Below are 14,617 nucleotides of genomic sequence, written 5' to 3'. Positions count from 1 at the left end.
AGCGCATGTCAGTGACCGCTGCCTCAGCCCAGTTAGAACTGATAGCGAGCTCGAGCGCCAATCGCCAGTGCGATGAAGGGACCGACCAGTAATCGCAGCGCATCCATAACACCCGCTCGAACCGGCTGCCCTGTTTTTCGCGAAACCCTTGAGTAGCCGAAGAACCCCGCGAAGCGCCCTTTCAATGCAGCCCTAAGAAAATATGACTTGGCCTCCGAAGCATCCATTGGAACTAGCTCCTCAAAGTATTGAGCAAACCCCAAAAGAACCTCCGGGGTCATTTCATGCTCCTTGGAAATTTGAAGGAATCGTAGTGTCTCTGCAAAATCCCTGCGTTTTAGGGATACTCGTGCCAGACTCATAAAGGTCATTGAGTTCGGCGCGATTAATGAGGCGCGCCTATAGTCGTCCAGAGCTCGGTCGAGATCAACGCAAAGATCAGTTCCGCCATCCTCATATATCATTCCTCGGCACATATAGCCGTCCAACTGACACCTTTCATCCTTTGATGTAATCAGCGACTCTGCCAAGCTCAACGCTTCTGTAGCTCGGCCCTGCTCCAGGAGTGCAACCGCAAATCGAAATTCGTCACTTACATTTGTCATGGATTCGGAATCTCCCGCGTCTTAGCGTGTGTTTCACGTTCCGCCCCATGTTTTACCTGTTGAATCCTCTCTTGTTGCTGAATGCGCTGCATGCTTGGCCTTTGCCCGTTGCATACGCCTACACCTACACACGCGTAGTACAAGGCCTCTCTTGCCACCTTGGACTTGAAGATGGCTGGTCCTGCAACAAGAGCTGCGTCTCCGCCAACTGGAAGAGTCGTGGCGGATAGTGCCACGGCTGAAGGTGCTGCGGTAACCATGACCGCAGGCAGAGTGACTGTTCTGGTCAATTCACCAGCACGCACTGCCTGGTCAGCGGAGGTATCCCGACGGAGAGCTGCCACAGTCGTCAATCTGAAGAAGCTCGGCTGCGGTCCAGTCACTGCTTTCGGGGCGCTCACAGTGACCGTCGCAAGCGTTCTTGGGACAGGTTGCAGCTCAGGCATGCGTGAATCTATTGGTTCACGGCCATCCGGATCTACGTATCCGTCAGGATTACGATCAGCATACCAGTACCGATGGAAGGCACCGATAGGACTTTGTAGCGCTGATACGGGGTCGACGGATAGGAACTGTCCGACAGAGGAATCGTAGTATCGCTGCTGCATATACGTCAGCCCGGTACTCCATCCATCACATGGCCGGTGTAGCCCACACCATCCTTCTGCACACCGATGCTCGCGCCATACGGCGTGAACGCCGTCCGCTGCACCACCCCTGCCTGCTCATTGGTCTCCGCCACCGGGCTGCCCAGTGCATCGGTGTGCTGGTAGCGCACGCTGACCGCGCCACCTGCTGCTGTCTTGCGGGTTGCCACCAGGCTTCCAGCCAGCTGGATGTACTGCGGCGTTTCACCGGTCCCCTGATCCCACAGGTACGCCAGCGCCCCACCCTGGCTGTACAGGTAATGCCGGTTCTTGCCACTGCCCGCATCGATCACCGAGCTGCGCCGGCCATGGCCGTCGTAGCGATAACGCTCCAGGTTGGTGGCTTGGCGTAGCCGGTTGCCGAGGTCGAACTCATACGCCTGCCCATTCTTGATCGACAGGTTGCCCTGCACGTCGTAGCCCAGGCCGATGATGCCTGCGCCGGCTGCGTTGCGCACCAGGGTCAGCCGGTTGCTGCTGTCGTAGTCATACCGGCGCTGGCCTTCGCCCGGCTGGGTCCAGGTGCGCAGGTTGTCCAGGGCGTCGTAGCCGAAGCGGTACCAGCCATCTCCACCGAGGGCCGGTGAGTAGGCGGCGGTGAGCCGGTGCACGCCCAACATTGCACTTGGCGATCGCAGCCATTCCCGGCTACCCATCGCTGGCCGTGCCCAAGTCTATGGAACGACCGCCGCGAACGAGAGCTCAACGGGGAGCCCCAACTCTCCGAGCGCGGCCACAGCAGGAAGACTGAGAACTAAATGACAGTCGGCCGCTCCGCCTGGGAGTGCCGGCACCATTATCAAGAAGTCGACAAAGGCTACCTCTACGCCAGGCAGCTTAAGAATTGCGTGACCGGCCACTTCAATGATCGAACTGAGCTGCAGGATCATTGATGATATGTCTGATGCAGCGCCGCTCAAGGCGAGCATCCAGAGACCGGTCTTCTCAACTACTTGAGCCCCTCCAGAGGTAGTCCACGTGTACCCTTTGCGATGCGCCTTTGTGGGCGAAACGCCCAGGGTCGCCGTGAGTACATTTGGCTGAAGTGCATCCCCCTTAATAAATAACGTCAGATCACATGTTTCGGGCTCTTGATTCAAGACACTATCCTCCTAAGTTTCCTACCGTTTCACCTTGAGGGTTGACTACATCACCGGTGCTGGGGTTCGTTCCATAGTTGTCCTTTCCCTTTCCTCCGCCTTGCCCCTTGTCCGCCTGCTTGATGCGATGAAAGCGCCGTCGTCCTTCGTTGGCACCAATTCCGTTCCGCCTACCCCATTCATCAGCCCCCGTGTCACCGGGCCATATTCCTGGAGCATGGCGCCTCGACTCCTCGGTGAGCTCCCCGCAGCGCCGACCGCCGCAGGGATGCGGAGCTGCGAACAGAAGGAATGGAGCAGCAACAACCGCTGCAACGCCGCTCGAGACAGTCATCACTGCGGGGGTAGCCCGTACAACTACTGTACCAAGCGTAACAACGGACGCTTGGCCATTAGGCGATGAAGGTGCTTCCTTGCGAGCAGACACTTCAACAGGCTTCATCTCGGTGATCTTCTGATCGCTCAGATTGTCATCTTCAGCCTCCCGACCATTTGGGTCCACGTATCTGTACGGACTGTTGTTCGCATATCGATATCGATGAAATTGGTCCGCTTGGCCGCTATACGCCTCCACGGGGTCCACCGACAGGAACACCCCCACCGTAGGATCCATATACCGCTGCTGCATGTACGTCAGCCCTGTACTCCCATCCATCACGTGCCCGGTGTAGCCCACACCATCCTTCTGTGCACCAATGCTCGCGCCATACGGCGTATACGCCGTGCGCTGCACCACTCCAGCCTGCTCATTTGTCTCCGCCACCGGGCTGCCGAGCGCATCGGTATGCTGGTAGCGCACGCTGACTGCCCCACCACCTGCTGCTGTCCTGCGGGTTGCCACCAGGCTCCCAGCCAACTGGATGTAGTGGGTCGTTTCACCGGTACCCTGATCCCACAGGTACGCAAGCGCCCCGCCCTGGCTGTACAGGTAATGCCGGTTCTTGCCACTCCCCGCATCGATCACCGAGCTGCGGCGGCCATGGCCGTCGTAGCGATAGCGCTCCAGGTTGGTGGCTTGCCGCAGCCGGTTGCCGAAGTCGAACTGATACCCCTGCCCGTTCTTGATCGAGAGGTTGCCCTGCACGTCGTAGCCCAGGCCGATGATGCCGGCACCGGCTGCGTTGCGCACCAAGGTCAGCCGGTTGCTGCTGTCGTAGTCATACCGGCGCTGGCCTTCGCCCGGCTGGGTCCAGGTGCGCAGGTTGTCCAGGGCGTCGTAGCCGAACCGATACCAGCCGTCCCCACCGAAGGCCGGTGAGTAGGCGGCGGTGAGCCGGTCGAGCGCGTCGTACTGCATCTGGCGGTCATGGTCGCTGCCCTGCACCAGATCGTTGATGGCACTGACGTTGCCGTTGACATCGAAACTGGTGAGCAGGTCCAACGTGCCGGTGTCGGTGCTGCGCGCCGGTAGCAGCCGGGCGTTCTGCTGCATCTGGTGGACGATGCCGTTGCCGTAGACGAACTGCTGCACCGCGCCGTTGGGGTAGTACTGCACGCCCGTGGCGAAGGTGCCGGCCTGGGTGGGCTGGCCCAGCGCATTCGGGGCGTAGGTGACCTGCAAGCCCTGCGGCCAGGTCTGGGCAGCCAGGTGGCCGTTGCTGCTGTAGCCCTGACCCAGGCTCAGATCCAGCAGGCCCTGCTGGCTGAGGGTTTCGCCGGTAAGCAGGCGGCGCTTGTTGTAGACGTAGGTGTTGACCACCGCCGGGGTGCCGTCGCCGTTCTGGGTGGTGATCTGCGCCGGCAGGCCATCGGGCGGGTAGACCCAGCCCTGGCTCTCGGATAATTCTCACAATGACCGCACCGGATCTATCTGGCACCACAAAAGCTTCGCCGCCTGCGACCGGGAATGTCCGACTCACTGTTTCCACGACATCTGCACCAGGTCGCAGACCGAACGGAGGCTTGGCTTCCTTGACCGCGCCATAGACAGCAACCACGCTGATCACGTGACCGTCGTGAATCCTGAAAGCGAGACCAGAAGTGATGAAAGTGCCACAACGGCTGCTCTATCGAATATGAAGGGAATGGGTGCGTTACTCAGCGTATGAAGAACGATGCACGCCGTGTGCGATCGAATTCGAACTGAGAGACCGGCAGCTCTCCCATCGACTCTCCCACAACGCCCTGGCAGTGCCGCTGAAAAGTTTCGTCCGCGTGTTCGATACTCTGTCCTGCGAAAAATATCGAGTAGCTATCCTTGTAGTCGTCGGCACCGTCATCAAACGCGCTTCCAAGTATCCAGAACATAGGCCCATCACTTTTTGCCAGAATCACCCGTGGAATATCATAGAAATCCCTGTACTTAACTATCTCTAGCAGCTGATTCACCGGAATCTTCATTTGATTCTATCCGCCTTAGGAACTGGATTTGGTTGAACTGGACCGAAGGAGCTCCCCTTCTTTCCTTCTGTTATGTTCACGTGATTTCCATTGACGTTTCCGCCAGATGTCTTTTCGGGCGAGACCTCAACTGTGCCTCCGCCAGCCCGAATATTGCCAGCAGTTGTTGGACGAATCGAGCCGTGGGGAACAGCAGCTCCCGCTTCACTAACAGTGTTTCCCTGCGATCCTGAAAAGGTTGTGCCGGGCGAGGGCATATCGCTTTGCCCTCCACGTACGATTACCGTGCCGTCAGGAACATCACCAGGAGCATGGAGATCACCAGGCCCAGACCTCCCGTTCGACGAAGCGATTGGAGCCCCATCTCGCCCTCTACGGACCGAATCTCGCCCTGTCGGACGTCCAGTGGGCCTAGTCGTAGGTCGTCCACCGTCTGGCCCGCTTCCTCGATTGTCGCCATCCGAGGCTTCGCTTCTCTGAGTACTATCTCTAGCTCCGGTTACCACCACGGGAAACAGGTAAGGCGCTGGCATTGAGATTGCCTGACGTCCATCCGGATCCGAGAACCGATATGGGCTGTTGTTGGCATACCTGTATCGATTGAATGCCCCGACCGGGCTACTGTGAGCTGTAACTGGATCAACGCTGAGGAAGCCACCCACCGTGGGATCCATATACCTCTGCTGCATATACGTCAGCCCGGTACTCCCATCCATCACATGGCCGGTATACCCCACACCATCCTTCTGCGCCCCGATGCTCGCACCATAGGGCGTGTACGCCGTCCGCTGCACCACCCCTGCCTGCTCATTGGTCTCTGCCACCGGGCTGCCGAGCGCATCGGTGTGCTGGTAGCGAACACTTGCCGCACCACCCGCATCCAACTTCCGCGTCGCCACAAGACTTCCAGCCAACTGGATGTACTGCGTCGTTTCACCGGTTCCCTGATCCCACAGATACGCCAGCGCCCCACCCTGGCTGTACAGGTAATGCCGGTTCTTGCCACTCCCCGCATCGATCACCGAGCTGCGCCGGCCATGGCCGTCGTAGCGGTAGCGCTCCAGGTTGGTGGCTTGGCGCAGCCGGTTGCCGAAGTCGAACTGATACGCCTGTCCGTTCTTGATCGACAGGTTGCCCTGTACGTCATAACCCAGGCCGATGATGCCGGCGCCGGCCGCGTTGCGCACCAGGGTCAGGCGGTTGCTGCTGTCGTAGTCATAGCGGCGCTGTCCTTCGCCCGGCTGGGTCCAGGTGCGCAGGTTGTCCAGCGCGTCGTAGCCGAAGCGGTACCAGCCATCGCCACCGAAGGCCGGTGAGTAGGCGGCAGTGAGCCGGTCCAGCGCGTCGTACTGCATCTGGCGGTCATGGCCGCTGCCCTGCACCAGGTCGTTGATGGCGCTGACGTTGCCGTTGACGTCGAAGCTGGTGAGCAGATCCAACGTACCGGTGTCTGTGCTGCGCGCCCGCAACAGCCGGGCGTTCTGCTGCATCTGGTGGACGATGCCGTTGCCGGACACGAACTGCTGCACCGCGCCGTTGGGGTAGTAGTGCACGCCGGTAGCGTCGGTGCTTAGCTCTTCATCATCCCCTTAGGTTGGGCGATTCAGATGTCTGATAGCTTTTGCATACTCGTCCACTTGATGGATTTCAGTGCCACCTTGACCGGCCAATGCTTACAGTGGCTGCACCGACATTACCCCACCACAGGGGTCTCGTACTGGTCGAGGAGGGTCTGCGCCAAGTTACATAGACGAAATCCCGGAGTACCTACTGGTTCGCTTCAGGCAGGTCTATTTCAAAGACCTTGCCGTCCTCAATGTACAGCTGAACAGACGCATCAGAAATCAGCCTTATATCTAGCTGCCAGACCTGCGGGGCCATCAGAAGAGCGTCGCAAAGGGCCGCTGTCGTCACAGTCATCGGCGCTTCCGACATACTCGCGCGAATTGCATCCAATGCAGGCATTGGTCGGTCCCCGGACGGAACATCGAAGAACCTTAGGCACCACTCTTCATTTGGCTTGAAGCGGGCTGCGAGTACTGCGCTAATCCGTTTTCCAGGAATTGGGAAGCTCCAATCCATATCAGTCATTGTCGTCAACCTCCATTAAGCGGCTTTGCATCACCTCGGGCGGGCGTTCCACCTGAAGGATTTGGCTTGTAGGGATGCTCGTGTGGATTTGGGTGGTCCTTCGGACGTCCGTGATCAGTGAAATCGATCGTCTTGACGGGCTTTCCGTCGCCATCAAATTCTCTTGCTTGGTCGTACTTTCCGTTTCTTCCCTCTTTCTGCCCGAGTTGGGTGTGAGGTCCATTTGCATCTGGATCGGGTGCCGGTTCTCCACTGGGTTTCTGGGGCAGGGGCCTGTCGGGAAACCGATTTCCCGAGCTATCGCCTGGCGAGACTGGCTGACCGTCTCGCCCCCTGCGTACTGTATCCCGACCTGTAGGTCGCGTCGTTGGCCTCGTTGTCGGCCTCTCGCCATTGCCCGCAACCGGACGAGCGTCACCTTCGGAGCTTTCGTTCCGTTGAATCCCCCCGGAGTGCGGCACTGGCATCGGGTAGATCGTATGGGGAAGCGTGGTTGACTGGCGTCCGTCTGGGTCCGCGAATCTATATGGATTTCCGTCTCCGTATCGATACCGATTGAACTGCCGCAAGGGCTGCTCATATGCCGTCACCGGATCCACAGACAGGAACACCCCCACCGTCGGGTCCATATACCGCTGCTGCATGTACGTCAGCCCGGTACTCCCATCCATCACGTGTCCGGTGTAGCCCACACCATCCTTCTGCACACCGATGCTCGCGCCATACGGCGTGAACGCCGTCCGCTGCACCACCCCCGCCTGCTCATTGGTCTCGGCCACCGGGCTGCCCAGCGCATCAGTGTGCTGGTAGCGCACGCTCACCGCGCCACCTGCTGCTGTCTTGCGGGTTGCCACCAGGCTTCCAGCCAGCTGGATGTACTGCGTCGTTTCACCCGTACCCTGATCCCACAGGTACGCCAGCGCCCCACCCTGGCTGTACAGGTAATGCCGGGTCTTGCCACTCCCCGCATCAATCACCGAGCTGCGCCGGCCATGGCCGTCGTAGCGATAACGCTCCAGGTTGGTGGCTTGGCGCAGCCGGTTGCCGAGGTCGAACTCATACGCCTGCCCATTCTTGATCGACAGGTTGCCCTGCACGTCGTAGCCCAGGCCGATGATGCCCGCGCCGGCCGCATTGCGCACCAGGGTCAGGCGGTTGCTGCTGTCGTAGTCATACCGGCGCTGGCCTTCGCCCGGCTGGGTCCATGTGCGCAGGTTGTCCAGGGCGTCGTAGCCGAAGCGGTACCAGCCATCGCCACCGAAGGCCGGTGAGTAGGCGGCGGTGAGCCGGTCCAGCGCGTCGTACTGCATCTGGCGGTCATGGCCGCTGCCCTGCACCAGGTCGTTGATGGCGCTGACGTTGCCGTTGACGTCGAAGCTGGTGAGCAGGTCCAGCGTGCCGGTGTCGGTGCTGCGCGCCGGCAGCAGCCGGGCGTTCTGCTGCATCTGGTGGACGATGCCGTTGCCGTACACGAACTGCTGCACCGCGCCGTTGGGGTAGTACTGCACACCCGTGGCGAAGGTGCCGGCCTGGGTGGGCTGGCCCAGCGCGTTGGGCGCGTAGGTGACCTGCAGGCCCTGCGACCAAGTCTGCGCAGCCAGGTGGCCGCTCTTGTACCACTAATCAGTCGCTGCTGGCTTAGAGTCTCGCCGGATTTTGTTTTGGGAGGCGCACCTCATAAACCTCAATCAATGAAGCCATTGAGTACAGAACCCTTCCCCACCCACGCCATCATGAAGCGTCCGAAGATCACGGCGAGCATCTTGTTCCGCCTTCCTATTCGGATTGGTCTCAAGCACAAGAACAAGCAGCTTCTCTGCTCTCTTGCAATCGGGTTCGTTCTGCTTTGCGGATAGCTTCGATGACAGATTGATCATCGCATAGTGATCTCCAAGGTCAACAGCCTTCTCAAGCCATCGGTCAGCGCTATCACCATCACCCACGGCCCACTGGTAGTGATTCGCCAGCCGAGTGGCAGCCTCAGCGTCGCCTGCCTTCGCCTTTGTTTCCTCATGCTTGATCTGGTCTTCATTCAGCCGGTGGCGCTGACCCGGTGTAGCGCCCTCGACATCCTGCTCAGAGCACGACGCCACACCCAGAACGACCCCAACTCCGAATATCAAACGCACGATTCTTAAACGCATATCGAACCCCTTTTCGGCGATCATTTTTTATGTGAGATCCTGTGGGCGCCAGCCGCCTATCTGGCTCTAGCTTTGTATCAAGCGTTTTTGTATCAATCGATATACTCCGCACCTCAGCGCCTCGTACTGGAGCATTTCCGTCTGGAGTGAACTGCTGAAAGGCACCTCTTGGACTCAAATTCCAAGTGCAACACCCACTAACCCGGCGCAATCAGCGTAGATGACAGACACACTTTGGCACCCGTCGGGATCATTAAACTTGTAAGTATTCTCGCTCCCATATCGGCAACGATGAAAGCTACCCACGGGCTGGCTGTGTGCCGTCACCGGGTCCACCGAGGTGCCGGGGAATTTCTCAGCTTGCACTGCCCGCACCGTCATGTCGGCCGCAGAACCTCAGGCGTCCCAAAGGCTTCTTGTCAAGCGAAACTAAAAATTGATCAAGATAATTCGGCAAGTACCAATCATCCCAATCCTCCAAGCCATAAAATGCATTAATAAAATCTTCAATAAATCCCGAGCCGAGAACTTTAGCGCCAATGAATCCGTTCGACCTGAGATGCTCGTAAGGATTCACCTCCTTGATCGGCCCTTTCCCATCAGATAGAACTCGCCACCGACCAGAGTCCAACAGGTCCTTCGTTGCCAAGATCAACGAGAAGACGTCGTTTTTAGTCAAGCCCGGGAGATTGTCGCTCGAGTACTCCTGTCTCACATCGAAAATTGCGATCGTTGCGCTGTTAAGAATCTCACGTTCCCTCCCAACGACCTGAGCAATACAGCCCGAGCCATCCAAGAGCGGAATGATAAAAACATCGCCAATCTCCCACTTCGACTTTGCGTTGAACTTTGCCATCACACTACCTACCTTCTTATCTTCGATGCCAACGGAGCCGGAGCACTGCCTCCCCCTGCACGATACCTCTCTTCTCGCATATCGTTCCTTTTATTCACCAATCCTCCGCCATTCCTACTAAGTCCTCCATGAGCACGAATTTGAGTTTCTTCGGCGACTTGCAGATCTTTTCCCGGATTAGCGCGCTCAATCACCTCATAGATGTGGTGGACCCCAAGAGACCTGTCATGAGAAAGCTGCCTGGTAGCTCACCCAGTTGCCGAAGCGGTCTTCCACGCGCGTGACATACAGCTCGGAGCGCAGGCGGCTGGCGTTGGCCGGGTTGATCAGGTTGGCGGCGGCCACACGGGGCTCGTAGAAGCCGGCCTCCCAGTCGAACGTGTAGCGCATGCCATCGGGCGTGTGGGCCACGAAGCCCTCGCCGGCCGCGTTCTGGCGCGATGGCGTGCAGGAGAACCAGGTGAAGTCTGCCGTCAACCACGAATACGGCCCGCCGCTGGTGGGCCGCTGTACGGCCATACCCACCCCGGGGCAAAAAAAAGGCCCGGCAAACTGCCGGGCCCTTTGTCGCCGCGCCGATCAGGCGCGCAGCGATTCGATCAGATGCCGCTTACCAGCTGAAGCGCGGGCCGACCGACCATTCCTTGTCACCGTGGCGATCCATCTTGATGTCGCCGTTGATGCCCCAGTTCTGGTTCAACTTCACCTGGCCACCCAGGCGGCCGTAGAACGCGCCGTCCGGATTGATGCCGTGCTTCTTGCTGTAATCCTCGTAGCCGGCCATTGCGTAGACTTCGGCGTGCTGGCCGAACGCGGTACGGATACCGGCTTCCGCGCTGTAGCCGTTGAAGTCCAGGCCTTCCTTCGGGTCGAACTTGTTGTAGGCAACGCGGCCCACGAAGTCGGTGCTGGTGGCGATTTCGTGGTTGTAGCCCACGCCGACGCGCCACTGGTCAACCTTGAAGTCGCCGATGTCGGTCTTCTGCTGGTTGTACTCACCAAACGCGTGGAAATTCGGCAGGAAGCCGTACGAGCCCTTGACGCCCCAACCATCGGCCTTGCCACCATCGGCATCGGTCTTGACGTAATCGCCTTCGGCGTAGTTGTAGGACAGGCCTTCAGCGGCCGAAGCGCCGAACGGAAGGGCGGCGGCGAGCGCCAGGGCAAACAGGGACGTCTTCATGGGGGTACACCTTTTCTGTTGTTTCGGTCGTGCAGTGGCACAAGCGGCTTCTGCATCGGGAATGTAAATTCTCCGTTATTCGACACAACGCGCCCTGAAGTAAGCCGCTTTCAGCTCCGTGAATTTTGGGCAACCATTCAGTCACGCCGTGGCATATACGCGCGCGCTGCATTTTTCAGGTGTTTTGCGCGTGTTCGCGCCGCACGATGAACCGCGCGTTTACGACGCGGGCGCATGGCGATGATGAGAGGTCGGTACGCGCATGACGATCTCGCGGTCGACAGTACGAAAGGAATCTGGTCACGACGATACCCTTGCGGGGCGTCACGCGCTGGGGAAGCCGCTCTTGGGGAGTAGTCGGCTAACGCGTCCATCCTCCGTAATGCACCGGCCGACGCAGCTCAGGCGTCGAACCGCAGGTTCCGTGAGGCATCCTGCCCGGCCCGTCGATGTTGGGGGTAACCCGGGTCCGCTGCTATCAGGATGTCCCTCATTGTCGTTAAGGGTTTTCTGACCCTGCTCGCGCTGCAGTGCGGCGCAGATAGCGGCCAAGCCATTGATTGATATTGTTTGGATCGTGCCAAAACGGATTCATCACGCGGCCGCACGGGGCATGGCGGCAGTGTCGATTCCCCGCGCCCCCACGCGTCGTAGTCAGTGAAGGTGCCCAGTGCGGCGCACCGCTCCCGGAGGCAGCAGATGTCCTATATCGACGGTTTCGTATTGGCCGTACCCACCGCCAACAAAGACAAATTCATCAAACACGCCAACGAAGGCGATTCGGTCTTCATCGAATTCGGGGCAACGCGCGTGGTCGAATGCTGGGGCGACGATGTCACCCACGGCAAACAGACCGACTTCTTCCGCGCAGTCGACGCCAAGGACGATGAAACCATCGTCTTCTCCTGGATCGAATGGCCGGACAAGGCCACCCGCGATGCGGGCATGGAGAAGATGATGAAGGACCCGCGCATGGATCCGGCCAACAACCCGATGCCGTTCGACGGCAAGCGCATGATCTACGCCGGCTTCGTGCCGATCGTGGAACTGCACGGGAAGTAAGGCGCTACCGCACGCGGCGTGCGACACAGGCAGCCACCGCGTGGCTCAGCGCGCGTGGCTGCTGTCGTCGTCGCCCGCATGGCCGACGCCCATGCCACCGGCGCCGCCTCCCATACCGCCCATTCCACCGCCACCACCACCCCCCTTGCCCTTGTCTCCCGCCTCGGCACCTTTGCCCTTGGCGCCGGGCGCGGGCCGTGCGGGGCCCTGGCGTGGGATGACCACGCTGGCGGGAATGGGGTCCAGGTCCAATGCCTCGCGGATGAAGTCGCGCAGCGACACCACCAGTTCGGCAGTCGGCACGGCGCGGCCTTCGGCCAGTTCGGTGGCGGCATGTGCGGCCAGCCGCACCTGCGCGTCGGTGCCCAGCAGCACGATGTCCGACAGCGCCGCCTCCACCGCGTCGCGGATCCGGCGTGCGCGGTCGCTGCCGGTGTCGGCCGGCACGGCCAGGGCATCGTCAGCCGCGCCGGCGGTCTGGCGCAGGTCGCGCAGGTGGCGCGGGTCGACGTGCAGCGCACCGGTGAATGACCCGCCCAAGGTCTTGTAGGCGGCAATCAGCGTGCGCAACCGCTCGTTGATCTGCCGGTTCTCGCGCTCGCGCCGCTGCTGCAGGGTCTGCATCACCAGCAGGCGGATGCCCACGCCGATCAGGGTGATCACCGCCAGCCCCACGAGCGTGGAGAGCATCGCCTGCCAAGAGCTGAAGTCGAGGTTACGCATGCCCGTTGCCGCCGCTCACCCGCACTTGGAATACCCGCAGTTCAAGCACGTCGCACAGCCATCCATGAGCACCAGGGCCTTTGTATTGCATTTGTGGCACATGCTGGCGCTGGGCGGGAAGCTGGCGCCGTCGCCGGTGATGGCGAGGTCTTCTTCGTGGTCGGCGGTGCTGTTGGCCATGACGGCGGGCGCAGGCGTCGCGGTCCGGTCTTCGTACTGCCGGCGCTTCTCTGCGATCAGCGCGCGCCGCTCGGGGCTCAGCTCCGGGTCGTGCAGCAGGCCGATCGACTTCAGGTGCTCCTCGACGATGCTGCCCAGTTCAGCCACCAGCGAGGGCATGTAGACGCCGCCGGCCTTGTAGTAGCCGCCGCGCGGGTCGAATACCGCCTTCATTTCCTCGACCAGGAAGGTCACGTCGCCGCCCTTGCGGAACACGGCGGACATGATGCGGGTCAGCGCGACGATCCACTGGAAGTGCTCCATCGACTTGGAGTTGATGAAGACCTCGAAGGGGCGGCGCAGCTCGTGTTCGGTGCCCGGGTTGAGCACGATGTCGTTGATGGTCACGTAGAAGGCGTGCTCCACCAGCGGCGATTTGATCTTGTAGGTGTTGCCGACCAGTACCTCCGGGCGCTCGATGCGCTCGTGCATCTGCACGATGTCGTCGGCGTTGGCGGCGTCCTGGGGGGCGTCGGGAAGGGGCGCTGCGGAGGCAGCGGCCTGGCGCGTCTTCTCCTCGGGGGTGACGACGGCGTAGCCCTTGATCTTCTGATCGATCCTGACAGCCATGGTGCGGTTCCTCGTTGCGCTTGCAGGGGATAACCGTCTGCGACCGCATCACGGCGCCCGCCCCAGGGGCAGGCGCCGTGCGTTACCTGCTTACTTGCGTGCGCGCTTGGCCGGGGCCTTGCGGGCCACGGTCTTGGCAGCGCGCTTCACCGGTGCGGCCTTGCGGGCGACCGACTTGCGGGCAACGGCGGTCTTCTTGCCGACGGCCTTCTTGGTGGCAGCCGACTTCTTCGCGACAGCCTTCTTGGCCACGGCGACCTTCTTGCCGACGGTCTTGCGGGCGACGGCGGTCTTCTTGCCGACGACCTTCTTGGCCGCTGCGGTCTTGCGGGTCACGGCCTTCTTGGCAGTGGCGACCTTCTTGCCGACGGCCTTCTTGGCGGCCACGGTCTTCTTGCCAGCGACCTTGCGGGCGGTGGCCGACTTCTTGGCGACAGCCTTCTTGGCCACGGCGACCTTCTTGCCGACCGTCTTCCTGGCGGCGACGGTCTTCTTGCCGGCAACCTTCTTGCCGACCACCTTCTTGGCGGCGGTCGACTTCTTGGCCACAGCCTTCTTGGCCACGGCGACCTTCTTGCCCACAACCTTCTTGGCAGCGGCGGTCTTCTTGGTCACGGCCTTCTTGGCGGTGGCGACCTTCTTGGTCACGGTCTTCTTGGCAGCGGCGGCCTTCTTGCCGGCAGCCTTGGTGGTCTTGGTCACGGCCTTCTCGGCGGCAACCTTCTTCTTGGCGACCTGCTTCTTCAGCGAGGCGGCCTCGGCCTTGGCGCTGGACTTGGCCGCTTCCAGCTTCTTCTTGGCGCTGGCCAGGGTCTTGCCAACCGACTTGGCGGCCTTGTCAGCCTTCTTGGCGACGGTCTTCTCGGCCTTCTTGACGGCCTTCTTGACCTTGGCAACCTGGGTGGTCGCTGCCTTGCGCGCGCGCTTGGCGGTCTTCTTCACCGAGGCCACCACTTCTTCAGCGGTGTGGGCGATGGACTCGCCGACGTTGCCGGCGGTTTCTTTCACATTCTCCACACCCTGCGACAGGGTCGCGGTCACACCATTTCCGTTGCTCATGTTTTGCCTCCTGAGGGG

The 14,617-nt window shown here is 60.6% G+C and carries 17 protein-coding genes; 1 reads left to right on the top strand and 16 read right to left on the bottom strand.

Translation table 11 applies throughout. The features are described from left to right. Positions 1–32: 32 nt before the first annotated feature. From AC3ITN_RS01700 to AC3ITN_RS01640, 13 genes are all read right to left on the bottom strand, one after another. Positions 33–605: a tetratricopeptide repeat protein gene (locus tag AC3ITN_RS01700; protein WP_489391856.1), complete on the bottom strand. Its 573-nt coding sequence runs from the start codon at positions 603–605 to the stop codon at positions 33–35. Then, positions 602–1,213: an RHS repeat-associated core domain-containing protein gene (locus AC3ITN_RS01695; RefSeq protein ID WP_489391855.1), complete on the bottom strand. Its 612-nt coding sequence runs from the start codon at positions 1,211–1,213 to the stop codon at positions 602–604. Before AC3ITN_RS01695 ends, AC3ITN_RS01700 begins: the two co-directional genes overlap by 4 nt. Before the next feature lie 5 nt (positions 1,214–1,218). Then, complete coding sequence (locus AC3ITN_RS01690) at positions 1,219–1,872, bottom strand: RHS repeat domain-containing protein (protein WP_489391854.1); 654 nt, start codon at positions 1,870–1,872, stop codon at positions 1,219–1,221. A 54-nt stretch (positions 1,873–1,926) separates the two neighbouring features. Continuing rightward, positions 1,927–2,352, bottom strand: a complete 426-nt coding sequence (locus AC3ITN_RS01685; RefSeq protein ID WP_489391853.1) for a DUF4279 domain-containing protein — start codon at positions 2,350–2,352, stop codon at positions 1,927–1,929. A gap of 4 nt (positions 2,353–2,356) precedes the next feature. Further along, positions 2,357–4,051, bottom strand: coding sequence for an RHS repeat-associated core domain-containing protein (locus tag AC3ITN_RS01680; RefSeq protein WP_489391852.1), 1,695 nt, complete (start codon positions 4,049–4,051; stop codon positions 2,357–2,359). A 338-nt stretch (positions 4,052–4,389) separates the two neighbouring features. Beyond that, positions 4,390–4,692, bottom strand: a complete 303-nt coding sequence (locus AC3ITN_RS01675; RefSeq protein WP_313347350.1) for a hypothetical protein — start codon at positions 4,690–4,692, stop codon at positions 4,390–4,392. Next, positions 4,689–6,245, bottom strand: a complete 1,557-nt coding sequence (locus tag AC3ITN_RS01670; RefSeq protein ID WP_489391851.1) for an RHS repeat-associated core domain-containing protein — start codon at positions 6,243–6,245, stop codon at positions 4,689–4,691. The genes AC3ITN_RS01675 and AC3ITN_RS01670 overlap by 4 nt, the downstream gene beginning before the upstream one ends. A 214-nt stretch (positions 6,246–6,459) precedes the next feature. Further along, on the bottom strand, positions 6,460–6,783 hold the full coding sequence (locus tag AC3ITN_RS01665) for a hypothetical protein (RefSeq protein ID WP_489391850.1): 324 nt from the start codon (positions 6,781–6,783) through the stop codon (positions 6,460–6,462). A gap of 5 nt (positions 6,784–6,788) precedes the next feature. Further along, positions 6,789–8,291: an RHS repeat-associated core domain-containing protein gene (locus AC3ITN_RS01660; RefSeq protein ID WP_489391849.1), complete on the bottom strand. Its 1,503-nt coding sequence runs from the start codon at positions 8,289–8,291 to the stop codon at positions 6,789–6,791. 180 nt (positions 8,292–8,471) lie between these two features. Continuing rightward, on the bottom strand, positions 8,472–8,951 hold the full coding sequence (locus AC3ITN_RS01655) for a hypothetical protein (RefSeq protein WP_489391848.1): 480 nt from the start codon (positions 8,949–8,951) through the stop codon (positions 8,472–8,474). Positions 8,952–9,282: 331 nt separating this feature from the next. After that, a complete protein-coding gene (locus AC3ITN_RS01650; protein ID WP_313347344.1) occupies positions 9,283–9,783 on the bottom strand; it encodes an Imm26 family immunity protein in 501 nt (166 codons plus the stop codon). Between the two features lie 225 nt (positions 9,784–10,008). After that, positions 10,009–10,302, bottom strand: coding sequence for a hypothetical protein (locus tag AC3ITN_RS01645; protein WP_313347342.1), 294 nt, complete (start codon positions 10,300–10,302; stop codon positions 10,009–10,011). 91 nt (positions 10,303–10,393) lie between these two features. Next, positions 10,394–10,966: an OmpO family porin gene (locus tag AC3ITN_RS01640; RefSeq protein WP_313347340.1), complete on the bottom strand. Its 573-nt coding sequence runs from the start codon at positions 10,964–10,966 to the stop codon at positions 10,394–10,396. Between the two features lie 699 nt (positions 10,967–11,665). On the opposite strand from AC3ITN_RS01640, the gene AC3ITN_RS01635 reads away from it, so the two are divergent. Continuing rightward, positions 11,666–12,028, top strand: a complete 363-nt coding sequence (locus tag AC3ITN_RS01635) for a DUF1428 domain-containing protein (RefSeq protein WP_313347338.1) — start codon at positions 11,666–11,668, stop codon at positions 12,026–12,028. A gap of 45 nt (positions 12,029–12,073) precedes the next feature. On the opposite strand, the gene AC3ITN_RS01630 is transcribed toward AC3ITN_RS01635, so the two are convergent. From AC3ITN_RS01630 to AC3ITN_RS01620, 3 genes are all read right to left on the bottom strand, one after another. Beyond that, positions 12,074–12,751 (bottom strand): hypothetical protein, encoded by a 678-nt coding sequence (locus AC3ITN_RS01630; RefSeq protein WP_489391847.1) that lies wholly within the window; start codon positions 12,749–12,751, stop codon positions 12,074–12,076. A 15-nt stretch (positions 12,752–12,766) separates the two neighbouring features. Beyond that, positions 12,767–13,540, bottom strand: a complete 774-nt coding sequence (locus tag AC3ITN_RS01625) for a TSCPD domain-containing protein (RefSeq protein ID WP_489391846.1) — start codon at positions 13,538–13,540, stop codon at positions 12,767–12,769. Between the two features lie 90 nt (positions 13,541–13,630). Continuing rightward, the gene (locus tag AC3ITN_RS01620) at positions 13,631–14,599 is read right to left on the bottom strand and encodes a histone (RefSeq protein ID WP_489391845.1); all 969 of its coding nucleotides are present in this window, start codon (positions 14,597–14,599) and stop codon (positions 13,631–13,633) included. Positions 14,600–14,617 lie beyond the last annotated feature (18 nt).

It is taken from the genome of Stenotrophomonas sp. KH_036_B, from assembly GCF_057839485.1.
The sequence above is the reverse complement of the archived record's forward strand: the minus strand, read 5'-3'. Positions and strand labels throughout refer to the sequence as shown.

Excerpts from the sequence above, each read along its gene's own strand:
- AC3ITN_RS01700 (WP_489391856.1), bottom strand. The coding sequence starts at position 605 with ATGACAAATGTAAGTGACGAATTTCGATTTGCGGTTGCACTCCTGGAG.
- AC3ITN_RS01695 (WP_489391855.1), bottom strand. The coding sequence starts at position 1,213 with ATGCAGCAGCGATACTACGATTCCTCTGTCGGACAGTTCCTATCCGTC.
- AC3ITN_RS01690 (WP_489391854.1), bottom strand. The coding sequence starts at position 1,872 with ATGTTGGGCGTGCACCGGCTCACCGCCGCCTACTCACCGGCCCTCGGT.
- AC3ITN_RS01675 (WP_313347350.1), bottom strand. The coding sequence starts at position 4,692 with ATGAAGATTCCGGTGAATCAGCTGCTAGAGATAGTTAAGTACAGGGAT.
- AC3ITN_RS01665 (WP_489391850.1), bottom strand. The coding sequence starts at position 6,783 with ATGACTGATATGGATTGGAGCTTCCCAATTCCTGGAAAACGGATTAGC.
- AC3ITN_RS01655 (WP_489391848.1), bottom strand. The coding sequence starts at position 8,951 with ATGATCGCCGAAAAGGGGTTCGATATGCGTTTAAGAATCGTGCGTTTG.
- AC3ITN_RS01650 (WP_313347344.1), bottom strand. The coding sequence starts at position 9,783 with ATGGCAAAGTTCAACGCAAAGTCGAAGTGGGAGATTGGCGATGTTTTT.
- AC3ITN_RS01645 (WP_313347342.1), bottom strand. The coding sequence starts at position 10,302 with ATGGCCGTACAGCGGCCCACCAGCGGCGGGCCGTATTCGTGGTTGACG.
- AC3ITN_RS01640 (WP_313347340.1), bottom strand. The coding sequence starts at position 10,966 with ATGAAGACGTCCCTGTTTGCCCTGGCGCTCGCCGCCGCCCTTCCGTTC.
- AC3ITN_RS01635 (WP_313347338.1), top strand. The coding sequence starts at position 11,666 with ATGTCCTATATCGACGGTTTCGTATTGGCCGTACCCACCGCCAACAAA.
- AC3ITN_RS01630 (WP_489391847.1), bottom strand. The coding sequence starts at position 12,751 with ATGCGTAACCTCGACTTCAGCTCTTGGCAGGCGATGCTCTCCACGCTC.
- AC3ITN_RS01625 (WP_489391846.1), bottom strand. The coding sequence starts at position 13,540 with ATGGCTGTCAGGATCGATCAGAAGATCAAGGGCTACGCCGTCGTCACC.
- AC3ITN_RS01620 (WP_489391845.1), bottom strand. The coding sequence starts at position 14,599 with ATGAGCAACGGAAATGGTGTGACCGCGACCCTGTCGCAGGGTGTGGAG.